Genomic DNA, 22,776 nt, shown 5'->3' with positions numbered 1-22,776 from the left:
TCATTTGGGATACGGATAACCCAATGCCAACTCCTGCTTGAGCGTTCTGTCGTGATCATAGATATCGTGAAAGAAGTGAACGTCGCCGTTCTCTTCGACCACAACAGTCATATAGAAGATCAAAACCGGAACAGGCGGAGCAAGATTCACCTGCAGGTTATCCCGGCCGTCGTGCATTGCCTTCTCAACTCGATCCGAGTCCCAGCCCGGAGTGTCGCGGAGAAGCCACGCTGCGAACTTGTCGGGATATTGCAGGTGGATGCACCCATGGCTTGCCACCCGTTTTAACTCTCCCTCTTCCCCTTCCGTTGCCTCAGAGAACATATCCAGGCTCGCAGGAGTGTCGTGAATATAGACATCGTGCTGGTTGGGGAACATAAATTTGACCAGTCCCATCCCATTTTCCGGACCAGGTGGCTGCCTCACTGATAGCTTTCCCGCTCGCACCTGTTGCAACATAGCGGGAGTGACATCTCCGGAGCTGATAACCTTCCCGCTCGCGCTGACCAGCTCTAAGTTCTGGTCCTGCAGAGAAGGATTTTTTTCCATATCGGGGATGATCTCGTTGCGCAGAATATTCGGCGTGGGAGTCCAATAAGGGCGAAAGACAAGGTACTGGATATTGCCTTCAAACATAGGTGTTTGGTGGCTATAGTCCTCGCCCACATTCACCCTCATCGCGAGACCCACTTCATTTTTGTCGTTGAACGCATAGAGGCGGAACTCTGGCACATTGATCACAATGGGTGGCTGTTTGAACTGGTAAGGCAACCATCGGAATCTCTCCAATCCCAACTGCATTTGCTCAATCCGATCGCTCAGCGGCACATTCATCTCAACAACGGTCTTGTAATCAAGTTCCCCGGTTGGGCGTAGACCAAATCGCTCTTGAAAGTGTTTGACTGCATCGACCAGGGGTCCTTCATAGATCTTCGCGTCAGGCGGTATCGTGACACTGTCCGGTAGATCGCCCAACAGCCGCAATCTGCTTGTCAATCCTGCTATCCCCGCGTACTGCCCGCCTGGAGACACACCCCCGACGTCAAGTACCTTCTCCCCGTCACCGCCCTTCTCCAGTTCCATATAGTGCAACAAAGCTGTACGGAGTCGTTGGTAGCTCGGAAAAGGTGGTTCAATCCCAGCCAGTTCCGAAGGTAGATCAGAGCCATTAACTAGTCGTTCGCGGACAAAGTGCGGCAAGTCTAATTTCTTGTGAGAAACATCAAACTCGAACCCCAGATTTTCAGGGTTGATCCTTCCAATATGCACGTCGGAGACGTAGCGCATGATGCAGACGGTGAGAGCGGCATCGAAGCGCGCTTCATCGGCGCTGCCATGTGAACCCTGCAGCAACTTCAGGCGATCAGCCCAACGCGAGGCGTCGTAATCTTCGGCGTGAAGGCCCTCCCGATCGGCGTCCTGCAATATCTGGATCACCTCAGTAGCCTGGGGGGTCGGCGTGCCATCGCTAACCCATGCCAGTTTGTATCCGGAAGGGCGGTAAAAGTTGACGAGGTGACTCCGGTAGTCTGAGAAGTTCGGCCAACGAAGATCGTCAAGCTGCCCGGCGGCGACGATCGCGCTCAACCGGGCAGCTGCACCGTCTGGCTTCTGTGTGGAACTAGCTTTGGTCCGGGCCGCGTCAGGTGAATTCTTTACGTTCTGCACGGAGGTCTGCCCGCTGAACGGCAGTGATGCGAAAAGAAGCAGAATGGCAATCTCAAGCGGTTGTGTAGAACGCACAGGTCATTCCTCCCGGAGTACTTCGCAAATGATAAACAGGGATCACCACAGAGGTGTGAAACTGGCCGGGAATGGAAAAGGCGCAATGAAAGGTAGATTCGCTACCAAAGGTAGTGAATTTTTGGGGACGCGGTCCGCGTTTGCATCTTGTCGGGTTAGAGAGAAATATCACCCGGCATCTCTCGACAGCAAGCACTTCTTACTATCAGGTCATCTGCAAAAACTGAGTTTCAAAGGGATGAAGGTCAAGTAATTGGTCGGGGCGAGAGGATTCGAACCTCCGACCCCCTGGTCCCGAACCAGGTGCGCTACCAGACTGCGCTACGCCCCGAATGTGCTGCGGTGAGATGTCGATGGGTGGTGCTTTCCGTAAAGCTCAAGCGCGCGGGAAGGCTTGCTGGATCGCTGTACCGACTCAGGTAGTTTAGCAGATATCGTTACGGGTGGCGAAGGAGCGGGGAGTAGAGACGATTTCGTCTGGGCATGGTAATCCTAAGTTCCGCGTGCGAAAGAAAAGATGGGCAACGACGAGACGGGAGTTGGCGCGCTTGGCTGAGCGGTTACAAGATGTCGTTTAGATTGCCTTCGGGAAAGATAACGATATTTTCCAGGTGTACTCCGTTAAACAGTGCAACGCCAGTCGCGAAATTGGGAGGGCCTTGGAGGCCCTCCCTCGATGAGTTGAGCGAATCTGGCTGATTAGTGATTTGTCGTGGTTTTTGGTTTGGCGTAAGGCTGGCCCACCCGCTTCACCGAATCTGCGTCGAAAGTGGAAGTGTCGCCAGGGATAAAGGTGGCTCCGTCCGGAACCAGAGTGCTATCGAGGACACGGCCGGGTTGACCGCTGGTTCGCATAGAAATACGTGCCGGGTCGATGCCTTTTTCGTCGACGAGATACTGCTCGACATTGAGGTCGCGTTGGGCTGCGACGTCGGCGGTTTCGTCGTCAGAGTGTCGTCCAACGATCACGAGTTTGGAGGTCGTGTCGCGGTTAAGCGTGAGGGCGATGTCGTCAAGGCAGGCCTTCCCTTCGTTGTCGACGCGGACGGGACGCTTCATGTCGCGTTCAAACGAGACGCTGCAGAGGGGACGGACTTTGGGGACCGGAGGTGGAGGAGGAGTGACGATCGTGACAGTGGTGTCGGCGGAGGCGTGTTTGCCGAGATCGTCGACTACGTTACAAGTGACAGTGACCGTGCCCGATGGAGCGCCGCTGGTCACGAGGGTCGCGGTGGGTGTGGTCCCGGAGATTTGGCCGGCAGTGGAAGAGTAGGAGTAACTCAGTGTTAAGCCTTCCAAGCTATTGGCGTCGGCTGTGATTGTTGAAGGGTCGCTGGGCATGACAGTGCTTGGGTTCGCGGAGCAGGTGATGGTGGGCGGTGCCGGATTATGGATGCGGAAGCCGGTTGTGCAGGTGGCACTCTCACCGGGGAGTTTGCCTTCGCTGAGATGGCCAGTGACCGTATAGTCGCCTGGAGTTAGGCCAGCGGTGTTGACGGTCGCGATTTCATTATTGCCAGTAACTGCGCCGCTGCTGGCCGTCCAAGTGTAAGAGAGCTTCTTCTTTGGTTCGAGGTTTGTTGCGGTGCTTGTGACGGTGATGGGGTCGCCAGGATACACATTGGTCGGCTGAACGGTGCAACCGAGTTGGACGGGTGGAGGCGCCTTTTGCTGTCCGAAGCGCAGGACGACTCCGGCGGAGAGGCGGTAGGCGGTAATCTCGCCAACGCCTCCGGTCACCTGAGCGGCATCGAGAGGACCGTAATCGACGTGCGAGTAGTTGAAGTCCGCTTGGATCAGGCGAAGTGCAACGTGGTTGTTGAAGTAGGGGAGAACCAGGTCTAGACCCGCTCCGGTGGTAACGCCCCAGCCCCATGTGCACGGTTGGAAAGCTGGGCCTCCTGCCCTGGCTCCTCCGCCGAGAATGTGGGCGAAGGGGATGAGGCGGCCCTTCTGATAACGCAGGACGGGGCCTGCCTGTGCGGTGAAGTAACAATCATTGGGGCCGTCAGGAAAGAAGCTGCCTTCGGCCTGAATACCTAGATACCGATTGAAGTAGCCCGTGACACTGGCGACTGCGCCTGGGTTGATGGGCTGATAGACGAAGGGACCGATTCCACTGTTGAAGGGATGGAAGTAGGCGTAGCCGCCGTAGAGGTCGAGGCGTGAAAATTCGGGAAGGGGCGTCGAGGCGGTTTTGAGAGCCTGCGCTAAAGCGGGCAGTGGAAAAGTTGCAACGCAGAGGGCGACGAAGAGCGTAGTTCCGAAATTGAGAAGGCCACCGGCGAGACGCACGGTGTGGGAGCTCGATCTTTCGGCGCTCACGGGGCGGAGATGCATAAGGATGAAACCTCCAACTGCGGTGCTTCCTGATTTTTTTAACTCCTGTTCCATGTGAGATCGACAGGACAGACGAGTGACAATGCTGCTACTGACCGACGGACAGAAAGACCGAGGTGGATTGAGCCGGCGTTGTGGAGCTGACGCTGGTGCCCGTAATGTTCACGGTGTAAGTCTTAAATGTGGTGTTGAAGCAGCAACCAGCCAGGCCAAGAATACCGAAAGAAAGAAGGATCGCGGTGAGAAGACGAATCTGCGGAGTACCTGGCTTTTTTCGGCGACGGAATCCGGCAAAGAAGACTCCGAGGCCGGTTAGTTCAAATGGAAAGACTGCGGCAACGGTGATGGGCGCGAGTTCTGTTGTATTGAAAGAGGGGATCGCCGGATTGCGAAGTCTGGCGTCGGCTGCGGTGGTGTTGATGGTCAGGGCGACGGTGGCGGTACTTCCGGAGGTGAGTGTCGGGTTGCTGGCGAAGGTGCAGGTGGCGTCAGCAGGGAGGCCTGAGCAGGAGAGATTGATTTGGCCTGCGAAAGCTCCGACTGAGGTGAGAACAACCTGGTAGGTCGTTGTACCGGGACCGCGGATGAGCTGAGTCGGGGGCGTGGCGGAGATTGTGAAACTGCCGACTGGAGTGTTGATGACCTGGGTGAGTGTGGCGGAGCTGCTAGAGAAGTTGGTGTTGGCCTGGAAGGTCGCGGTAATTGTGTGACTGCCGGCTGTGAGAGTAGTGGTGGAAAATGTTGCAATACCGCTGCTGTTTAGGGTGCCGGTTCCGAGGAGGTTGCCGCCGTCGGTGAAGTTCACCGTGCCGGTAGGTACTCCATTTGCGGTGGTGACGGTAGCAGTGAACGTGACCGAGGCCGCCGCGGTTGCGGGCGAACCAGAACTAGTGATGGTGGTGGTAGTGGCGACGGGGCTGACATCGAGTGTGCCTGGGTGAATAGTCGCGACGTAGTTGCCGGCGGAGGTTCCGGAGACGCTGGCGCCGATGGCGTATTGGCCTGCGGGTGAGGAAGGCGTGGCTGTAGTGGTGTAGCTGACGACCACGTCGTCACCGGGGGCGATGCCAGTGACCGTGCCGGTGAAAGTGGGATTCGGTGCTCCGTAGAGGCGGCTGGCACTATTGACGTTGATGACCAGAGCAGCTTGGTTTTGCGTGATGGTCAGGGAACCGTTGACGAGATTGACAGAGTAGTTGGAGAGCGCCGCCCCGGAGACGGCGGGGATAATCGGATAAGTGCCCACAGCGGAGCTGAGGACGGCTGGGCTGGAGAAGCTGGTGACGACAGTGTCACCCTTGAACAGGCCGGCGGTTGTGCCCGTGAAGGTTGGATTCGCGGTGTTGTATGCGCGGGTAGCGTTGTTCGCAGTGATGGTAAGCACAGCCGGCGTGACGGTGAGGGTTCCGTTGGTTGTTGTGATGTTGGTGTAGTTGGCGGCTGTTGGGCCGGAGACGGTGGGGATGATGGTGTAGGTGCCGATGGGTGAGGCCGGAGTGTCGGTGGTTATGTAGGTAATGATGAAGGTGTCGCCGTTGAGAGCGCCGGTGACAGTGCTGGTGAAGGTGGGATCGGCTGCGCCGTAGGGGCGATTTGCATTATTCGCAGCTACGTTTACAGCGACGGAGGTCGGAGTGATGGTCAGGGTTCCAAGGGTGACGTTAACGGTGTAATTGTTAGCTGCGGGGCCTCCGATGGTGTCGTTGATTGGGTAGGACCCGACCGGTGATGCAATAGTGGCGGGAGTGGAGTAGGTGTTGGTGAAGGTATCGCCGTTGAGGGCGCCGCTAAAGGTACTGGTGAAGGGAGGGTTAGGTGTTCCGTAGGTGCGGGTTGCGTTGCCGACTGTGATGGTGAGTGTCGCCTGTGTGACGGTGAGGGTGCCTGGAATGATGGTGATGTTGTAGTTGCCCGCGTTCGTTCCGGAGATGGTCGCGTTAATGGGATAGGAGCCGGCCGGCGACGTGATGGTGGCGGGAGAGGAATAGGCGATAGTGAGTACATCGCCGTTGACGGTGCCGCCGCTAATGGTGTTCCCGTTGGTGACGCCGAGGGTGGTGCTGTTAAAAGGAGGATTGGCCTGGCCGTACTGACGTGTGGCGTTGAGAACTGTAACAGTGATAGAGATCCGAGTGATGGTTAGGGTCCCGGGCGTGTTAATGACCGTGTAGTTGGAAAGCTTCGTCGTTCCAACTGGCGTAAGAGTTGCGACGATGGGGTAGTTCCCGACAGGAGATGTGATCGTCGCGGTGCTGGAGTAGGCGACGAGTATGGTTTCTCCCGAGACGATTCCGCTAATGGTGCCGGTAAAGGTGGGGTTTGCGGCTCCGTACGGTCGGGTGAAGTTGTTGACGGTGATCGTGAGTGGGGCCGGAATGACCGTGAGTGTTACGTTGCCAGTCGCGGGCGCGTAGTTGGTGTCGCCGGAGTAGGTGAAGGTGACACCGTAGGAGCCGACGGCCAGGCCGCTATTTGGAGCGTTACAGGTTGATCCGGTTCCGAAAGTCGCGGTGACAGTGCACAGAATCTGTGCGCCGAAGCTGAAGGTGATTGTGCCGGTTGGAGAGGGACTGCCGTTGGTCACGCTGACATTCTCGGAAAAGGGCTGGCCGTAGACCTCGGTTTCGGGCGACAGCGTGAACTGAAGCGGGATAAAGACCTTTCCTGTTCCGGTGAGCGTGAGGGTCTCAGGGCTGTTGTAAGCGTTCGAAGGGATGTTGACAGTCGCAGTCAGCGGACCCTTGGCCGTTGGAGTGAAGACGAAGCCCAGGTTGCAAGTTGAGCCCGCAATGATGGTCGTGCCACAGGTCGTGGTTCCCGGGTCGATGGTGAAGTGTGGATCTGTGGTGGTGATGGCGCCGTTGAGCGTGAAGGGAGCAGAGCCAAAGTTGCTTAGGCTTTGCTGGATGATGACTGAGCTTTGGCCGACAAGAACGGTGCCGAAGGCCAGGGTGGGATTCGGATAGGTGATTTCGCGGATAGAGCTGTTGCCGTTGTCGACCTCGAAGAGATTGCCGTTGCCTTCAACGGCAATACCAAGAGGATTGTTGATTTGGGCAAGGTTCGCGAGGCCCCCGTCGCCCGAGTTTCCGGCGGTGCCGGTACCGAGAATGGTTGAGATGTTACTACCGTTGCTTGTGGTTGAGACGAAGACGGTGTAAACGAGGTTGGCGGTGGCATCGGCGATGTAAAGGTCGCCGGCGGCGTCGAAAGCCAGGGAAGAAGGAGCGATGAGAGCGGTGCCGGTGGCTTGGCCGGGGACGGTTGTAGTCGTGGTTCCGTTGCCGGCGATCTCGTGAATGATTCCGAATTTATCCACTGCATATACAAAGTGGCCGCCGGTATCGGCAATGTAGAGGATGCCCGTCGCGTCGAGAATGAGGCCGCCGGGTGAGACGAAGCTAGCGGTGGTGGCAAGGACGCCATCGGCGGAAGAGTTGCTGCCGCCACCCGCGATGACACGGCTTCCGCCGCCCGCGTAAACCTCGATCACGTTATGCGTCGCACCGGCCTGCGCAATGAAGAGGTTATCGAAGCCGTCGACGTAGATTGACGTGGGGGTGTCAAGTCCGTTGACGTAGCTGGTGTTGAGGCGTCCGTCAACGCCGAACCGGGCGACGGTGCCGTGAACGGCGTCGGTCATGAAGTAGTTGCCAGTAGAGTCGATGGTGATGGCCGACGAGGTAAGCAGACCAGATCCCCCCGGGATGATGGGGACCGGTGCACCGCCACCAGCCTGAAGGTCGAGGAGATTACCAGAGCCTAGGGTCGCGCCCGTATCAAGTATGTATGCGTTGCCTGCCGGATCTACCGTCACGGCAGAAGGCGCGTCTAGCGCTTTGACAACGGTGTTGACTGTCCCAGGGGTGAAAACGCCCAGTGCTCCAGTCGCTCGGGCCTCAAGCCCCTGGGAAACCGTGTTTCCGGAGATTGAGTCCGAAAGCTTGATGGGGGCGCTACGAAGACCGAGAAGAGTCGGCGTGAAACGGACGAAGACCTGGCAGGTGGCAGGCGGGGCGCCCGGTGTGGAAGGGCTAAGAATGCCCGTGCAGGTGTTTGTGATGATGTTGAAGTCAGGTCCTGAGATGACGGAAAGATTTACCTTTTGATTGACGACAAAGGTCACTGGAAGCCCAGCGCTGACGCTACCGACTGGAGTGGTGGGAAAGATGATATTGCTGCTGAGCTTGCGCAGGATGCTATTACCGGAATCTGCGAGGGAGAAGTTGCCAAGGCCGTCGACCGTTATACCGCGTGGACCATTGAGCGGAAAGTTGAGGGTGGAGGTTCCGTCCTGAGTTGAACTGTATGGGCCGGAAGCGCCATTGGGCAGCCCCGCGGCGATGGTCACGTTGCTTGAGCCAAGGACATAACTGACGACGACGTCCGGACTGGTCTCAGTAATGTAGAGCAACTGCGTGGGGGAAAAAGTCAGACCATAAGGCTTGTTCAGCGAAGTGGCGATCGTGCCCGAATTGTCATTAGAACATTGGCCGACTGCCGTCTGATAGGTTGAGAGACCGACCACCTGGCGGACGCAGTTGTTGCCGGTATCTGCGATGAAGAGGTCGCCTGCGCCATTGATCGCGAGACCCGACGGAGCATTCAGCGTGACGCTGCCGGTGATGCCGGGACAGGTTGTGGGGACCAGTGTAGAAGGCGCGCCTGCCACGACGCACAGGCTCGAACTCGGGGTCTGAAGCAGGACCTGATAAGTGCTGAGCGAGGCAGGGACCTCGGTATCTTGAATTGCGATGTAGAGGTTGTTGCTAGCGTCGAGGACGAGACCGTTCGGGTTAGGGGTGGCGGATGCTCCGGAGCCGCAGGTGCCGGCGACCGTAATGAGAGAGGCGACTCCAGAGGTTCCGAAGGGGAGTTTGCGGATGCAGTTATGACTGCTGTCGGCGATGTAGAGGTTGTTAGAGTTGTCCACGGCAAGACCGGTGGGTTGGTTTAGGCCTTGGGTGGGGGTTGGGGTGCTGTTGGTCGCAGTGGAGCAGGTATCGCCCTTGCCAGAGACCGCTAGTCCGACCAGGGTGCTCATGGAGCCCGTGGTATCGATCTTGCGGACGCAGTTGTTCAGTGTGTCCGATAGATATTGATTTCCATTTGAGTCGAAGACGATGTAGGACGGGGTGTTGAGACTAACCGTCGTCGCTGGTCCGAAGTCCCCGTTAAAGCCTGGCGTAATGGTCCCCGCATAGCGGGTGCCACTCTGCACCAGAGTCAGCACCTGGGCAGATGCGAGAGACGGCAGAATGGCGAATGCAATTAGAACGACCAGAGCAGAGAGGGCCTGGACACCAGAGATGCGGTTGAAATGCATGGGTGAAGCTCCTAGGTTCGTGCCGCAAAGTGAAGCAGGTGAGACGTAAGTTGCAGGTAAAGCGGTTCTTGCGGAGTTTTGACCCTTCCGCTGAAAGTAGGTATCCGGTCTCCTGCGCCAAAAGTATTGCATGTGGAGGATTTGAAGGAACTACCTATAAAGTGGCAGTCGAATACGCTTCAAAACAGTTGAACTTAGAGGCCGGAACTGGTTTTTTTCGAAAAAGAAAGTTAGCAACTCGGGAGAAAGGGTTGATGAGAGCAGCCGGAGCAAGAAACCTTCGCCAGCAGGCACAAATTTCTCCGCGAAAGGCACATTTTGACGTCGGTCGAAGATTCCGCCAGTTGTCTGGATGGACAGATGAGGCTCTCGGCGGGGACAATGTGACTTAGTGCCTTTCAAGGCGGGACTTGGCGTGAGAGAAATTCGACAAATCGTTCGACTTTGGCATCAGGATATGGCTACCGTATTCGTGACACTGGTGCGGACTGAGGGATCCAGTTATCGCCGACCCGGGGCTCGCCTGCTTCTCGGGCAGCAAGGTCAGTACGCCGGGACGATCAGCGGAGGGTGCCTGGAGGCCGAAGTCGTGCGTAAGGCAGCATGGCTGGTCCGGGGAGGGGCCGTGGTGGAACGGTACTCGACGATGTTTGACGATACGGCAGAGATCCCTTTCGGATTGGGATGCGGTGGCGTGGTCGATCTGCTTCTCGAGCCGGCTGATACTCCCGAATGTCGTGCGATGCTCAATGCTCTGGAAGGCGCACTCGCCGGGGATGAGGTGACGGTGCTGACCTGGCTGCCAAGTGAGGGGAGGGCACTGAAACGCGCAGTGCTCTCGGCGAATGGGGATTTTGCATATGTCAGCGTGGGGCTGACTGAATCCGAACTGGCCGAGGCAAGGGCGGCCATACTACCTGGAGGTGAGTTTGAGAGTGCGTGCTCCGAGGTTTTTGTGGAGCGGATTGCAACTCCGCAGCGGTTGTTCGTTTTGGGGGCGGGTGATGATGCGAAGCCGGTGGTAAGTATGGCGGCGTTGCTGGGTTGGAGCGTTTCAGTGATGGATGGACGGGCGCACATGGCTCGCGCGGAGCGATTTCCGGAGGCGGAACAGGTCATCGTGGCATCGGCCACCTCGCGTGAAGTGCTGTCCATTCGATCTGATGATGCAGTGGTTTTGATGTCGCATAGTTACGAACAGGACAGGGATTTGCTCGCTGCGGTGCTGCCGTTGAGCCCAAAGTATCTGGGGCTTCTGGGTGCGCGCCGCCGAAGTTCGTTGCTGGTGAGCGAGGCGGCAGCGATCCTAGGGTGGACGATCAGTGAATGCTGCGACCGAATCTTTGCACCGGTTGGACTGGACCTCGGTGGTGACGGACCGGAGGCCATTGCTCTTGCGGTGATTGCCGAGGTTCAGGCGTGTTGCATGGGTAAGCCCGGTGCTTCGCGCAGGTTGTCTCCGGAAGATATCAAGAGGCATCTGGCAGAGAGTGATGCGGGGCGCTATCTGCAAGCGCAGTGCGCGCTGGACCTCGCTTGAGGCGGGTTGCCGTCCTGTTCGGTGCGTACTAGAGAGTCTGCAGGAATTCTTCGATAAGGTTGGCGGCCACGGTGGAGCGGTATTTTGCGGTGCTGCGAATATCGTCGATGGGAATCGTTTCGCTCAGAATTGCGGTGCGTGCCTTTGCGATCGTGGCGGCTGCGATGGGCTGGCTCAGGAGAGACTGTTCGGTGGCGATCAGACGCGTGGGAGTTTCGCGCAGGCTTGCAGCTCCGATACGGATACTTTCAATGATGCCGTGGGTGGTACGGGCGACTATGGCGATGGCAACCTTTGAAATGGCCTGGGCATTGCGTGTACCCACTTTGCGAATATAAGTTGTGTAACCGTCGATGTTACGTGAGAGCGTAATGCTGTGGAGGAGTTCGTCTTGGGCGAGATCGGTTTTTTTGTAACTGAGGTGGAAGTTGCGGTAGGGGATCGTTCGGATCCCGCGCGTGGAGACCAGAGTGACGGCTGCGTCGTAAGCGAGGAGCACTGGAGGAGAGTCTGCTGCGGGACTTGCGTTGACGATGTTGCCGCCGAGGGTGCCACGGTTCTGGTTTGCGATGCTTCCGGTCCAGCTTGCAGCCTGAGCAAGGATGGAGAATTCGGCGGTGACGATTGGGTGCTTGCGGATGTCGGCGAAGGTTGTTGCGGCACCAATGACGACCGCATCGGGTGCGACGTCAATGAATCGAAGTTCCTTGAGATTCCACAGAGATATGAGTCTTTTTGGCTGAAGACGTCCCGCGCCTAGCGCTACCATCAGCTCGGTGCCACCGGCGATTGGGGTGTAGCGGTCGGGTGAGTCGGCGAGGATCTGAAGTACGGCGTCGAGGGAGCCTGGGGCCGTTAGTTCGTATTCGGTGACGTTGGAGCGCATTGTTTTCCCTATTGTCGAGGTGGGTTTGTGCTACACGCACGAAAACTATTGTGTCTCCGATCGTAGAGTCGCTTTTGCAGCTGCGGCATGGACGGCGTTGAAGATTCGCATGTAGCCGGTGCAGCGGCAGAGATTTCCGTTGAGGCCTTCCTGAATCTGTAACAGTGTCGGTTGCGGAATGTTTTCGAGAAGGTGATACGTGGCGAGGATCATACCGGGAGTGCAGATGCCGCACTGGGCTCCGCCTTGTTCCAGGAAGCATTGCTGAATCGGGTGGAGATTTTTGTCGATTGCGATGCCTTCGATTGTGGTGATCTCGGCGCCCTGAGTTTGCAGGATCGGGATCAGGCAGGAGTTGACGAGGTCACCATTCATGATGACGGCGCAGGCTCCGCATTCGCCTTCGCCACAACCTTCCTTGACTCCGGTAAGGTGCAGGTCTTCGCGGAGGACGTCGAGGAGGCGCTTCATTGGCGGGGCTTCGACGGTGCTTTTTTCGTCGTTGACGGTGAGGGTGACTAGGGTCATATCGAATTTACCGCGGTCTGCTGGCACCACTTTGTCTGAAAAATACTTCTGATGATGGCGAATGTTGTATCGTTCACGCCGACACCTCTGACGTTTCGACTTGCGTGTCGCGGTCGATGCTGTTGAGGTCTTCCGCTCCAGAGCCGGGAGTGCAGGTCATGCGCTCGAAGATGTCTTCGGGGAGGAGAGGTATCTCGTTGAAGGCGAGACCGGTAGCGTGCTCGATGGCGTTGAGGATGGCGGGGGCGGGGCCATCCATGGGGAGCTCGCCTATGCCCTTGGCTCCGTAAGCGCCGTGTGGTGAGGGGACCTCCTCGAAGCTGACATGGATAGGTGGTAGGTCGGCACTGGTGGGCATAATGTAGTTAGTCATCTGGTTATTGGCGAGATGTCCGTTGCGCCAAAGGCACTTTTCATAGAGGGCGTAGCCGATGCCTTGGGCGACGCCGCCTTCAATCTGTCCGGCGGCGAGGATGGGATGGAGGACTTTGCCTACTTCTTGTAAGGCGTAGAAGTTGTTGACCTGCGTGGAGTAAGTAGTCGTGTCGACGGTGACTTCGGCGACGTAGACGGCCCAGGCGTAGGCCGGATAAGCTTCGCCGCTATACGTCTCGTCGTCCCAGAAGATGTCGCCGGGGGATTGGTAACGGGCTTCGGTTTTGAGGGAGCCGTGTTGGGCGAGGTACTTGAGAGCGGCGCGGCAGAATTGAGCTGGCGTATATCTGGAGGCGGGCAAAAAGGGAGCGAGAGCGGCAAGTAGGGATTGAGCGGCACGCTCGACGAGTTTACCGACGACCATGGCGGTGCGGCTCGCGACGGTGGGGCCCGAGTTGGGAACCAGAGTTGTGTCGGGTTGTGCGATCAGGATTTCTTCGTACGGAAGATTGAGGGTGTCGGCGGCGATCTGGCAGAGGATGGTGTTGGTGCCCTGGCCAAACTCGGTTGAGGAGACCAGGATGCGAGGTTGGCCTTCAGCTGTCAGCTCGATCTCAACGAGGGAGTTGAGGCGCCGCTCGCCGGAGCCGGTGAAGCCTGCTCCGTGGAAGAAGGTCGCGAAGCCTATGCCACGTTTGATGGTGCTGGTTGGGTTTTCAGCGTCGAATCGTTTGCGTTTGGCGTGGTAGTCCGATTCTTCAAGGGCTCGCGTGAGTAAATGCTGCATGTCGACCGGGTCTTTGAGAAGCTGGCCGGTGGCGGTGCGGTCGCCAGTTCCCAAAAAGTTGCGGCGGCGGAGCTCTTCGGGGGTAAGGCCGACGACTTTTGCGATCTTGTCCATGTGGCGTTCGAGGGCGAAGATGCTTTGCGGGGCTCCGAAGCCGCGGAAGGCGCCGTGGGGCGGAATATTTGTTGCCATTGCTTTGGCGCGGACGGTGAGGTGGGGCCAGTGGTAGGGGCCGGGGGCATGGATGGTGCCGCGGGAGAGGACTACCGGTGAGAGGGTGGCATAGGCTCCTCCGTCGATGGCGAAGTCTATCTCACCGGCGAGGAGCTTGCCGTCCTTGCTGACGGCGGTGCGGTGGCGGGTGCGAGATGGGTGGCGCTTGGTGGTGGCAGCCATGTCTTCGGCGCGGTCGTAGCAGAGCTTGACCGGATGGCCTGACTTCATGGCGAGGAGTGCGGCGTGGCTGCCTATGACGGAGGGGAAGTCCTCCTTGCCGCCGAAGGCTCCGCCGGTCTCGGTCTGGATGACGCGGCACTTTTCGGCGGGGAGGTTGAAGACCAGCTCGAGGGCGTGGACGAGGTAGAAGGGGCACTGCATGGAGCCGCGGACTGTTACTCCCTTTTCTGGGTGGTACTCGGCGATGACTCCGTTGTTCTCAATATAGAGCTGCTCCTGGGCTCCGGTGCGGTACTCGCCTTCGACGATGTAGTCGGCGGTCTGCCAGATCTCGTTGGGGGTCGGCTTCCGGTCCTTCTGCATGAGGTAGGTCTTAAAGGTATTGGCGTGCTCGCCTTCGCCCCAGATGATCTGTTCTTTTTTTTCGGAGTCCTCGATGGTGAAGACGGCGGGGAGTTCTTCGTAGGTGATGTGGACTGCGGCTACGGCGGCGGGGAGTACGGAGCGGTTGGGGTGGGCGAGGAGGAGGATGGGTTCTTCGCAGTGGTTGACGTGGGTGACGGCGAGGCAGGGGTGGTCTTTGGTGAGGTGGACGATGGTGTTTTCGCCGGGGATGTCGGCGGCGGAGACGATGGTGTACTCGTGCCAGGGGATGGCGGGGTCGAAGGAGATGGAGGTGATGCGTCCGCGCGGGATGGAGCTGCGGACGGTGGCGCCGAACCACATGTTGGGGAGGGTGATGTCGTCGACGTACTGGGCGCGACCGAGGACCTTGTCTCTTCCCTCTTTGCGGATGGGGGAGCTGCCAACGATCTGGGGGCGGCTGGTCATGGACGGTGTTGCATAAGGATAGACCAACTTTTTGCGAGTGGGGAGAGGATCGTTGGTCGGGGGTACCCCCCTCCCCCCCTTGGGGGTATTTTTGGAGCAAGTCTTTTTATTTGAGTGGTTTGCAGGTGGGTGGTGTCTGCAAAGGCAATAAATACCTTGACTAACCCAAACGATTATACATTTGGACTAAAACGCACAATATCGGTGTTGGCGGCTAATAGTTCAGTAGTTAGCCGTTGTACTGGTGCTGGGGGCGAAGAATTCAATTTGAGTATAAAGACACACCTCATGAAGTTTAGCTTTGCGGTCGTCAGAGGCGGAATAGTGCTTGAGTAGGCAATCGGTTTAAAAGTAATCGGGCCGCCGTTATAGAGAATGACGCAATTATCGAAGTTTACGTCTGCTATGGATAAACCTCTGCTGATGAGGCTTTGAGCTTCGGGGGAGTCTAGAATCAATGCGCAATTATGTAGCGTGATTGGTCCATGCGTAAACTCACGGAGGTTATCGCTGTCGGGCATAGGCCGATCACCCGTGACCGTAAACTTCAAATCTTTTTCTGAACAAGCTGGCAAATTTATTCGGTCCCAGCCGACTTCGGATTGGGACCGGTAGTTCACAACTTGGGCGGCGGCTGGCCAATAATCGGGACTGCTGTGATTAGTAGCAATCAGCTTCGTTTTAATATCACCAATCACGGACTGAGACACCAAAACTTTTTGCTCTCTTGCGGTTGCAATGGAAGAACTAAGAGAGGATAGAGATTGGCCGAACTGGTCTAAAGGAAGAACTGCATGATTTGTTAGGTCTTGGGCAATCTGCTTATGATTTATGCCTTCGAGCGTCTTTTCTATCGCAGATAGGCGTGTCTCGGTAGCAGATTGGAATGCAGCATTTTTGCTTATTCCGTTGGCTGCGAAGATCCCTAGAGTGATCACCATCGCAAATAATGCGAGCGGAACTGCCCAAAGAGCGGAAATTGCTCCCCATTCCTTGAGCCAGCGTATAACACGACGGCCTCCACGGGGATTCAGTGATTGGACTAGAGTAGCGTTTTCAAATTTTACCACGCGGCAAATTTCAGCTGCGAGCCATTCCTGATCCTCTTTGCGTAGCTTCATATCGTTATCGTCGATACTTTCTCTGATAGGGAAGACTAGTAACGGCATGAGACGCGCTCCTGTGGTACGCTATGGGGGAGTGCCCAGCGTATGGAGTGCAACCCCCGACGCCAATCGGGGGTTTGTTATTTGCGGTAATCTTACATCATGAAAAAGAGTTCGGCACAAGCTACGCCTCAGCATAAGAAGTTTACGGCTGCTTTGGCTTCCGTCCTCTCCGCATCTCCAAAACAAATCCAGGATAGCCGCGCTCAAGCCAAGGCCGAAAAGCCTTCGCTCCATAAGCGATACACTTACGACCCCTCAAAGGGCCAGTCTTAGACGGCTTTGGGATACTCCTTCCCAGTCAGCTCCACCCAAGTAAGCCGCTTGCCGCCCACTTGTCCCAAAGCCTTCTGGAAACGTGTTCCGTCTGTGTGACCGATACGATTGTTGAAGCGAAACATTTGCTCATCCAGATAGCGGTCAAGGTGGAAGGGCTCTACCGCAACATAGGTGCCTCCGAGTGTCCGCTTGAGGCAAGACCAGAAGTTCTCAATCGCTTGGGTTGAGACTGAGCCGCGAACGTATTCGTCCATATGGTTCACAGTCTCATGCACGAACTTAGCGGCCTTGAGTCCATCGTACCCAGCCCAGCCGTCAGAGTAGACCGTAGCGCCAAAGCCGACATTGTCCAGAATCTTCTTTTGCAGTGTCTCGCGCTTTACGTTCGGGATCACGGAAGCCCTCACCTGACGGGTTCCGCGCTCCAACATCCCGAAGACGGGAGTCTTCTCAGCGTAGCCATAGGCAGCGACCTGACGCTCCAGACGACGGTTGCGGTGCATGTTCTTTGGCTTGCCTCCGATAAAGCACTCATCAACCTCTACGGGGCTATCCACTCTATCCCCAAGCATCACGGGCATTGTGTCCTTCAAAACGAACCGGAGACGCTGTAAGACGAACCATGCTGACTTCTGAGCGATACCCGTAGCGCGTGCAATCTCGTAGCTGGATACCCCATTGCGGCAGTTGCAGAGCATCCACAGAGCAACAAGCCAAATGTCCAGACTAAGCGGCGAGTCTTCAAAGATCGTTCCAACCTTCACCGAGAATTGCTTGCGGCAGGAGTGGCACTTCCATCGCTTCTGCGTGGCAAGCCAGTAGTGATTGCGCTGGTCTTGAGTCGCCCCGCACTTCGGACAAACCGGACTTCCATCCTGCCAGCGCAACATTGCCACTGCGTTGATGCAGGTCTCCGTATTCGAGTAGTACCGAATGGCTTCGGTCAGCGTCGTCGGTTGATAAAGTTGGCCTTCCATGACCCAATACTATGCTTGAGCGGTCATGTAGTCAAGGGAAAAAGTCATAAAAAAGGAAGAAGTATGATTTTGTCCTTGATGTGCTCCTTTTTAGCAGGTAGATTATGGGAATCAAGGGAGGACTCTTATGGCAACCACTAATGTAGTGCCGAACCCAGAAGAGACGGAGATCGAGGAGGAAGGCCAAGGCCGTTCTACTATCCGGTTTCCTTATCTCGATCAGGATGACGCCGTAAAGTTTGCGAAGGCTATACAAGCCACAGCGGGCAACAGTTGTACGCGAGACGCTCTGGCTGGATATCTCAAGGTTTCCCCTAAGGCTGGCGGATTTAACCTTCGGGCCGGGACGGCGAAGATGTTTGGCTTCGTGGATTCCGATAAGGGAGTCTTTAGTCTGACCGATCTGGGTAAGCGAGTAATCGACCACAACAGGGAAAAGGCTGCTCGGGCCGAATCTTTTTTGCTGATTCCGCTCTATAAGCGTGTGTTCGACGAATATCGAAACCAAATGCTTCCGGGCAATCAACCGCTTGAAAAGGCGATGGAGCAGATGGGTGTGGCTCCGAAGCAATCGGACAAGGCTAGGCAAGCGTTCCAACGTTCAGCAACACAAGCGGGCTACTTCGCATTCGGGAACGACAGGCTTATAGCTCCTCAAGGGAACTTGGCAAGCGACGCGCCCCCGCCGCCGAAGTTGGAGGATAAGGTCATAACCGGTAATCGCGACGGAAACGGTGGAGAACCGCCTAAGTACCATCCATTTATTGCAGGGTTGTTAGATACTCTGCCACCCACAGGTGTTCCAAAGACGGAGTGGACGCTTCAAGGGCGTCAGGATTGGTTGCAGACCGCCGCAGGCATCTTCAATTTGATTTATAAGACGAGTGCCGAGGATAGGGGCACCGTAACGGTCTCAGTCGAGACCCCTAAGACTTCTGCAAATTAGAGAACCCCCGGCATGCAGACCGAGGGTTCGGAAGGGAGTAAATATGTGCGGACCGTAATCAGAATCCAGACTTCGAGAGTCGTGATCATCATGTCGAGTGGCGACACGACCATCGTTGTCATCATTCCCAAACTAGCCTAGCTTAGTTGGCTTCTTGGTGTCTATGGCCAGATCAGCCGAGGGCACTATTCCAATACTCTTTCGATTCGCCCAACGCTGCTTAGCGGCTCGTTGGGCAATCTCCTTTAACCGCTCAGGCGACAACTTTTCGGCTCTCGCCTTGCCCCCCTTCAGTCCCCCCATACGGCCAAGAGCTACAGCCGCAGGATTCTTCTCTGGCATGGCTTGTTTCGTACTAATTTCCACGACCTTTGCCGCCCTTGCCATAACTATATTATGCTTGAGCGGTCTAGCTTATGCAAGCTGAGAGTGCGGTAGCATGGCTGGCATGAACGAAGGGAGGCAATATCGGAACAGAATGGCCGTCATGTTTATCGCGGCACTCATGGGAATTGTCGCTATTTTGGCGATTTTCTTCCTCGTGGCCTATATGTCCGTACCCCTATGATGTTTGGGTTAGCCAACGTATTTATTGCCTCTGCAAAATATTCAATCGAAAGGGGTTGCGTGCAAAATACTTGTTTTCAGGGAGTTGCGGGCCGTTTGAGAAGCGAAGGCGCTTGGGCTGGGTTATGCTGCTGTTTCGTTTCTTGTGCTGTATCCATTATAGAAGGTTGGAGGTAACTCATACGCCATGCGATTTCGCTGGATTGGCGCGGGGTTTTGCGATTATGGGGCTTGACAACGTTTTCGCTGGTGGAAGGGGCCAACCGCAAACAGCAGATCCCCTTCGGGGATGACAACAAGAAAGGCAACTGCAATTGCAACGGCAACTGCAACGGCAACGGCAACTGCAACGGCAACGGCAACTGCAACTGCAACGGCAACGGCAACTGCAACGACAACGGCAACTGCAAAAATACAGGGATCCTTCGCTACGCTCAGGATGACGACGGGAGAGGGTGGATGGCGGCGAGAATGACGGGTGGCGGCGGTCAGCGGTGATTTGTGGGCTAGTGGTAGGTGACGGTGTCCTGGGCCTGGTGGGAGAAGTTGTCGTAGAAGAGTTTGTAGCCGGCTTCGTTGCCTCCCTGGACCTGGAAAAGTAGCTCGGAGTGGCCTTCGTGGGCGAAGTCGGCGGCGCCGGCGAGGTGCATGAGCCGGCCAAGATGGTGGACTTCGCCGGTGGGGGAGATGGCGAACCAGTGATCGACGTAGGCGTCATCGGGTGGGCCGTCGCAGAGGTAGCCGCCGAGGGTGATCTGGAGCATGCGCCAGTTGGTTTTGTTCGAGAGGTAGGAGGAGTCCAGCGTGATCTGGGAGTCTGAGATGGTGGAATCGTGGTAGTTCGATGGTGAGTTGGTGGTGTTTTGCGTGCAGTTTTTTGGATGGGGATAGAGCTTGTGAAAAGCCTGGATGACGTGGGTGAGGTCGAGGGGGAAGACGGCGGCGGGTTGCCAGTTGTCCGGGTCGGTGAGGGAGGTGAGGTTGGTGGCGAGGATAGCGTGGGGTGGGTCGGGGTTATTGGGTGTGCGGCGGGTTTCGAGGTGAAGTACGGCGGCGGGGTTGGTGATGGCCTGGACGCCGATCTCGGAGTAGGAGTGATAGGCCGTGGGTGTGGTTGCGGCTACTTTCGCGACAGGTTTGCCTTGTTTGATGAGGGTCCAGGTGGTGACGGGCGGATAGAGGTGAACGATGGTTTTGAGGCAGGCCTCGTCCTGGCAGGTTGCGTTGTAAGAGCGCCATTGCCGGCCGGATTGATAGAAGAGGACGCGGACGCCGGGCTTGCCCAGGTTATCGCCTGCTCCGGAGGAGGTGGACTCGAAGATGCCGATGATTGGCCTCTGCCCAGAGGCTGTGAGTGTGGAGAGAAGCAGCAGGAGGGTGAGGGCTCGTGGCTTCATGTGGGTTCAGTGTACTTAGCCAGAGCGATAATTTTCGATTTTTCTTATTCGCCGGAGTGCTGTTCCACCTGCAGCGTTCAGCTTGCCTTGAACTCTGTCGACGCGCCCAGCGCCTTTGTTACCTCACCCGCGATGTCGTCCTGCACCATGAGGAGATCGTGGAACGGCCGGTCGTAGGTCTCCGACCAGATAACGTACCCGTTGTTTGCTTGAACGAGCCGCGCTGCCACTCGCACCCGCGCACCCGACTTGCGTACGCTTCCATCCAACACATACACCACACCCAGCGCCTTCGCGATGTCCGCTACTGGCATCTCTTTATCCCTGTAATAGAACGTGGTCGTGGGAGCCGGCACGCGTAACCCGGGCAGTTTGCTCAGCTTGTCGATCAGCTCCTCTGTCATGCCATCGGCAAACTCCCCCTCCTTCATCCCCTGAGTCAGATCGGAGAATGGCAGTACCGCAATGGATTTCTGCGTCTGCGCAGGGGCGATCACAGGCGACTCCAGGTGACGACGATTCGCAGTATGGGCGCGTGGCAAAAAGACAATAGCAGTCGCAAGACAGATCACAGCACCGGTGGCCCAAAGGGCTTTCCTGTGAACACCCAACCACGGCGCATTCGTAGTTGCGGCAGCTATAGCTTCGCTCTCCGGAACTGCCGGAGATACCATTGGCGCAATCATCTGTGCAATCGGCTGAGCCTGTGCAATCGGCGGAACGACTGGTTCTTTTACCCAAGGAGATACCGTCGCTATCATCCGATAGCCCAACCGCGGGACCGTTGCTATATAAGTAGGCTGCTTCGGGTCGTCGCCGAGCAAACGCCGGAGCGACGCCACAGCCTGATAGACCGAGTCCGACGATACTGCGACCCCAGCCCAGACCTGATTGAGCAGATCGTCGATACTCACTACTTCACCGGCGTGCTCGGCCAGACACAGAAGAAGCCGCATCGTCCGCGCCTCAAGTCGAGCGGTCTCACCATCTCGCGAGATCTGGCCGGATGTCGGATTGACACACCAGGTGCCGATACGAAGCAGTTTTGTAGGGGGGCGTTCCATGCAGGTTTGGTGCTACTTTCTGTCTTTATTTAAATAGAAACGCCGAAATCAAATCGGCGTTGGCCGATTATACCGATATCCTCCATCTCCTGGCAGTTCAAGTCTTAACAGAGGTGAATCCAAGAGCTTACCCGAACTTACGGTGTTATTTCAGAACTATTCAGAGTATTTCAGACTGGATTCAGGACTTCCGCGAACTTGCCTGCGTAGCGTTAGAACCGAAATACGAGTTGCATCAATCGGAGGCAAGCGAGATGGTCAATAGGAAACCAGGAAGATTGGTCTTTAGGAGACGGCACGATTTTTTCAGAGTCGGTACTTTGATTGTGGCAAGTTGGACGATGCTCTGGACCTCTGCGGTGGCTGAACCTCCTGCGCTCGTCCAAAAGAGCGTCAAAGCTGAGGCGCTTCCGGCTCCGGGAACCTATAAGATCGATCCCGCTCACAGCTTCGCCTACTTTCAGTGCGTGGCACCATCTGGTCGGGCGTGTGCGTGGCCGGTTCGATAAAGTTACGGGAACTATCACCGTATCTCCGGACCCAGCTGCTTGCAGCGTGGACGTCACGATCGACGTTTCCACGATCAGCACGCAGATCAGCAAGCGTGATGAGGATCTCCGCGGCGACGCGTACTTTGATGTGAAGAAATTTCTGACGATGACCTATCAAGGTCGCGGCATTCACCGTGTTTCACCAGATCTGTGGAGAATGGACGGCTCGCTGACGATGCATGGGGTTACCAAGGTCGTGCCGCTCACGTTCAAGTTCAATGGGACCTTCTCCGATACCGAGCCGAACGAGCCGGCGAGAGTGGCGTTCCATGGGACGGCAGGGTTGAAGCGTGCGGCGTTCGACATGGGGGCGCGAGACAACTCGTCAGAAGTCGGCGATTCTACGGGGCCGGATGTTGATATCGAGATTGACGTTGAAGCGGACGCGGCTTCCTCGACTCGGTAACGGGACTCTATGAGCTTTCTGCTTGTCTACGCCTCGACCACAAAACTCGCGCCAATCAGGGCATCCGGTGAGTTGAGAGAAATGTTGCAAACCCAACCAGAAGTGAAAGAGGAGACTGAATGATTCAAGTTTCTGCACCCGCACAGACGAAGACAAGAAACGCTTTATTGGCGATCGGTGTGGCCGGCCTCGTTGGCGCAACACTGGATCTGTTACAAGCCTGCATTCTCGTGGGCCATGACATCATCCTTGTCATTACGTATGGGTTGGTGGGGGAGAAGGCGCTTAAAGGGGGATTCAGTAACTATGCTTTGGGTGTCCTGCTGCATGTCGTGATCTCTCTCATCTTCGCGACCTTCTACTACGCAGTAAGCCGCAAACTGAAATTTATGACGGAGTACCCGTTCGTCTGCGGCCTCTGCTTTGGTGCCGCCGTTCATCTGGTCATGATGCTTATCGTTCTGCCGCTCTCAGCCCTCCACCAATACGACCCAATTACCATTCGTGGGATGCGCCTTGGCTTGCTGATCCACATGGTCGTATTTGGACTACCTGTGGCCTACGGCATCAGTTACTTCGCGAAAGATTGATCGTCGCTGTCGGATCGTTGGCAATTCTGTGGCGCAAATCAATCACGGGCGAGAAGGATCTCTCGGTTGGATTTTATCGAG

General features: G+C 56.6%; 16 protein-coding genes and 1 tRNA gene. 6 read left to right on the top strand and 11 right to left on the bottom strand.

Annotation, left to right across the window (positions count from 1 at the left end; translation table 11 throughout):
• The 4 genes from RBB76_RS03765 to RBB76_RS03750 form a co-directional block, all read right to left on the bottom strand.
• Entirely contained in the window at positions 1-1,743 is a 1,743-nt protein-coding gene (locus RBB76_RS03765; RefSeq protein WP_429628732.1) for a L,D-transpeptidase family protein, read from the bottom strand.
• Positions 1,744-1,997: 254 nt separating this feature from the next.
• Positions 1,998-2,074: transfer RNA gene (locus tag RBB76_RS03760), tRNA-Pro, on the bottom strand.
• A gap of 368 nt (positions 2,075-2,442) precedes the next feature.
• The gene (locus RBB76_RS03755; RefSeq protein WP_429628733.1) at positions 2,443-4,083 is read right to left on the bottom strand and encodes a hypothetical protein; all 1,641 of its coding nucleotides are present in this window, start codon (positions 4,081-4,083) and stop codon (positions 2,443-2,445) included.
• An 88-nt stretch (positions 4,084-4,171) separates the two neighbouring features.
• Entirely contained in the window at positions 4,172-9,409 is a 5,238-nt protein-coding gene (locus RBB76_RS03750) for an MBG domain-containing protein (protein ID WP_429628734.1), read from the bottom strand.
• A 457-nt stretch (positions 9,410-9,866) separates the two neighbouring features.
• Here RBB76_RS03750 and RBB76_RS03745 point away from each other — a divergent pair, with 457 nt between their 5' ends.
• Entirely contained in the window at positions 9,867-10,949 is a 1,083-nt protein-coding gene (locus tag RBB76_RS03745; RefSeq protein WP_429628735.1) for an XdhC family protein, read from the top strand.
• A gap of 28 nt (positions 10,950-10,977) precedes the next feature.
• Here RBB76_RS03745 and RBB76_RS03740 read toward each other — a convergent pair whose 3' ends face one another.
• From RBB76_RS03740 to RBB76_RS03725, 4 genes are all read right to left on the bottom strand, one after another.
• Complete coding sequence (locus RBB76_RS03740) at positions 10,978-11,835, bottom strand: FAD binding domain-containing protein (protein WP_429628737.1); 858 nt, start codon at positions 11,833-11,835, stop codon at positions 10,978-10,980.
• Positions 11,836-11,880: 45 nt separating this feature from the next.
• Entirely contained in the window at positions 11,881-12,363 is a 483-nt protein-coding gene (locus tag RBB76_RS03735) for a (2Fe-2S)-binding protein (RefSeq protein WP_429628739.1), read from the bottom strand.
• Positions 12,364-12,436: 73 nt separating this feature from the next.
• Complete coding sequence (locus tag RBB76_RS03730; protein WP_429628740.1) at positions 12,437-14,752, bottom strand: xanthine dehydrogenase family protein molybdopterin-binding subunit; 2,316 nt, start codon at positions 14,750-14,752, stop codon at positions 12,437-12,439.
• A 173-nt stretch (positions 14,753-14,925) separates the two neighbouring features.
• Complete coding sequence (locus RBB76_RS03725; RefSeq protein WP_429628741.1) at positions 14,926-15,921, bottom strand: hypothetical protein; 996 nt, start codon at positions 15,919-15,921, stop codon at positions 14,926-14,928.
• Between the two features lie 99 nt (positions 15,922-16,020).
• Between RBB76_RS03725 and RBB76_RS03720 the strand changes: the two genes are divergently transcribed.
• A complete protein-coding gene (locus RBB76_RS03720; protein WP_433963517.1) occupies positions 16,021-16,194 on the top strand; it encodes a hypothetical protein in 174 nt (57 codons plus the stop codon).
• Here the strand turns inward: RBB76_RS03720 and RBB76_RS03715 are convergent.
• Positions 16,191-17,174 carry an IS1595 family transposase gene (locus tag RBB76_RS03715; protein WP_429628743.1) on the bottom strand — a complete coding sequence of 328 codons (984 nt, stop codon included), beginning with the start codon at positions 17,172-17,174 and terminating at the stop codon, positions 16,191-16,193. The genes RBB76_RS03720 and RBB76_RS03715 overlap by 4 nt on opposite strands.
• Before the next feature lie 127 nt (positions 17,175-17,301).
• On the opposite strand from RBB76_RS03715, the gene RBB76_RS03710 reads away from it, so the two are divergent.
• Both RBB76_RS03710 and RBB76_RS03705 read left to right on the top strand, forming a co-directional pair.
• Complete coding sequence (locus RBB76_RS03710; protein WP_429628744.1) at positions 17,302-18,120, top strand: hypothetical protein; 819 nt, start codon at positions 17,302-17,304, stop codon at positions 18,118-18,120.
• A 798-nt stretch (positions 18,121-18,918) separates the two neighbouring features.
• The gene (locus RBB76_RS03705) at positions 18,919-19,185 is read left to right on the top strand and encodes a hypothetical protein (RefSeq protein WP_429628746.1); all 267 of its coding nucleotides are present in this window, start codon (positions 18,919-18,921) and stop codon (positions 19,183-19,185) included.
• Between the two features lie 8 nt (positions 19,186-19,193).
• Here the strand turns inward: RBB76_RS03705 and RBB76_RS03700 are convergent, their stop codons facing one another.
• Both RBB76_RS03700 and RBB76_RS03695 read right to left on the bottom strand, forming a co-directional pair.
• Positions 19,194-20,084: a hypothetical protein gene (locus RBB76_RS03700; protein ID WP_429628748.1), complete on the bottom strand. Its 891-nt coding sequence runs from the start codon at positions 20,082-20,084 to the stop codon at positions 19,194-19,196.
• A 77-nt stretch (positions 20,085-20,161) separates the two neighbouring features.
• Positions 20,162-21,148, bottom strand: coding sequence for a winged helix-turn-helix domain-containing protein (locus RBB76_RS03695; RefSeq protein ID WP_429628750.1), 987 nt, complete (start codon positions 21,146-21,148; stop codon positions 20,162-20,164).
• Positions 21,149-21,472: 324 nt separating this feature from the next.
• On the opposite strand from RBB76_RS03695, the gene RBB76_RS03690 reads away from it, so the two are divergent.
• Positions 21,473-22,105: a YceI family protein gene (locus tag RBB76_RS03690; protein ID WP_429628751.1), complete on the top strand. Its 633-nt coding sequence runs from the start codon at positions 21,473-21,475 to the stop codon at positions 22,103-22,105.
• 119 nt (positions 22,106-22,224) lie between these two features.
• Positions 22,225-22,695 carry a hypothetical protein gene (locus RBB76_RS03685; RefSeq protein ID WP_429628752.1) on the top strand — a complete coding sequence of 157 codons (471 nt, stop codon included), beginning with the start codon at positions 22,225-22,227 and terminating at the stop codon, positions 22,693-22,695.
• Positions 22,696-22,776 lie beyond the last annotated feature (81 nt).

The sequence above is a fragment of the Tunturiibacter psychrotolerans genome (genome assembly GCF_051013365.1).
Lineage (GTDB): Bacteria > Acidobacteriota > Terriglobia > Terriglobales > Acidobacteriaceae > Edaphobacter > Edaphobacter psychrotolerans_A.
The sequence above is the reverse complement of the archived record's forward strand: the minus strand, read 5'-3'. Positions and strand labels throughout refer to the sequence as shown.

Coding starts and splice junctions, on each gene's coding strand:
- RBB76_RS03755 (WP_429628733.1), bottom strand. CDS start 4,083: ATGCATCTCCGCCCCGTGAGCGCCGAAAGATCGAGCTCCCACACCGTG.
- RBB76_RS03750 (WP_429628734.1), bottom strand. CDS start 9,409: ATGCATTTCAACCGCATCTCTGGTGTCCAGGCCCTCTCTGCTCTGGTC.
- RBB76_RS03745 (WP_429628735.1), top strand. CDS start 9,867: ATGGCTACCGTATTCGTGACACTGGTGCGGACTGAGGGATCCAGTTAT.
- RBB76_RS03740 (WP_429628737.1), bottom strand. CDS start 11,835: ATGCGCTCCAACGTCACCGAATACGAACTAACGGCCCCAGGCTCCCTC.
- RBB76_RS03735 (WP_429628739.1), bottom strand. CDS start 12,363: ATGACCCTAGTCACCCTCACCGTCAACGACGAAAAAAGCACCGTCGAA.
- RBB76_RS03730 (WP_429628740.1), bottom strand. CDS start 14,752: ATGACCAGCCGCCCCCAGATCGTTGGCAGCTCCCCCATCCGCAAAGAG.
- RBB76_RS03725 (WP_429628741.1), bottom strand. CDS start 15,921: ATGCCGTTACTAGTCTTCCCTATCAGAGAAAGTATCGACGATAACGAT.
- RBB76_RS03720 (WP_433963517.1), top strand. CDS start 16,021: ATGAAAAAGAGTTCGGCACAAGCTACGCCTCAGCATAAGAAGTTTACG.
- RBB76_RS03715 (WP_429628743.1), bottom strand. CDS start 17,174: ATGGAAGGCCAACTTTATCAACCGACGACGCTGACCGAAGCCATTCGG.
- RBB76_RS03710 (WP_429628744.1), top strand. CDS start 17,302: ATGGCAACCACTAATGTAGTGCCGAACCCAGAAGAGACGGAGATCGAG.
- RBB76_RS03700 (WP_429628748.1), bottom strand. CDS start 20,084: ATGAAGCCACGAGCCCTCACCCTCCTGCTGCTTCTCTCCACACTCACA.
- RBB76_RS03695 (WP_429628750.1), bottom strand. CDS start 21,148: ATGGAACGCCCCCCTACAAAACTGCTTCGTATCGGCACCTGGTGTGTC.
- RBB76_RS03685 (WP_429628752.1), top strand. CDS start 22,225: ATGATTCAAGTTTCTGCACCCGCACAGACGAAGACAAGAAACGCTTTA.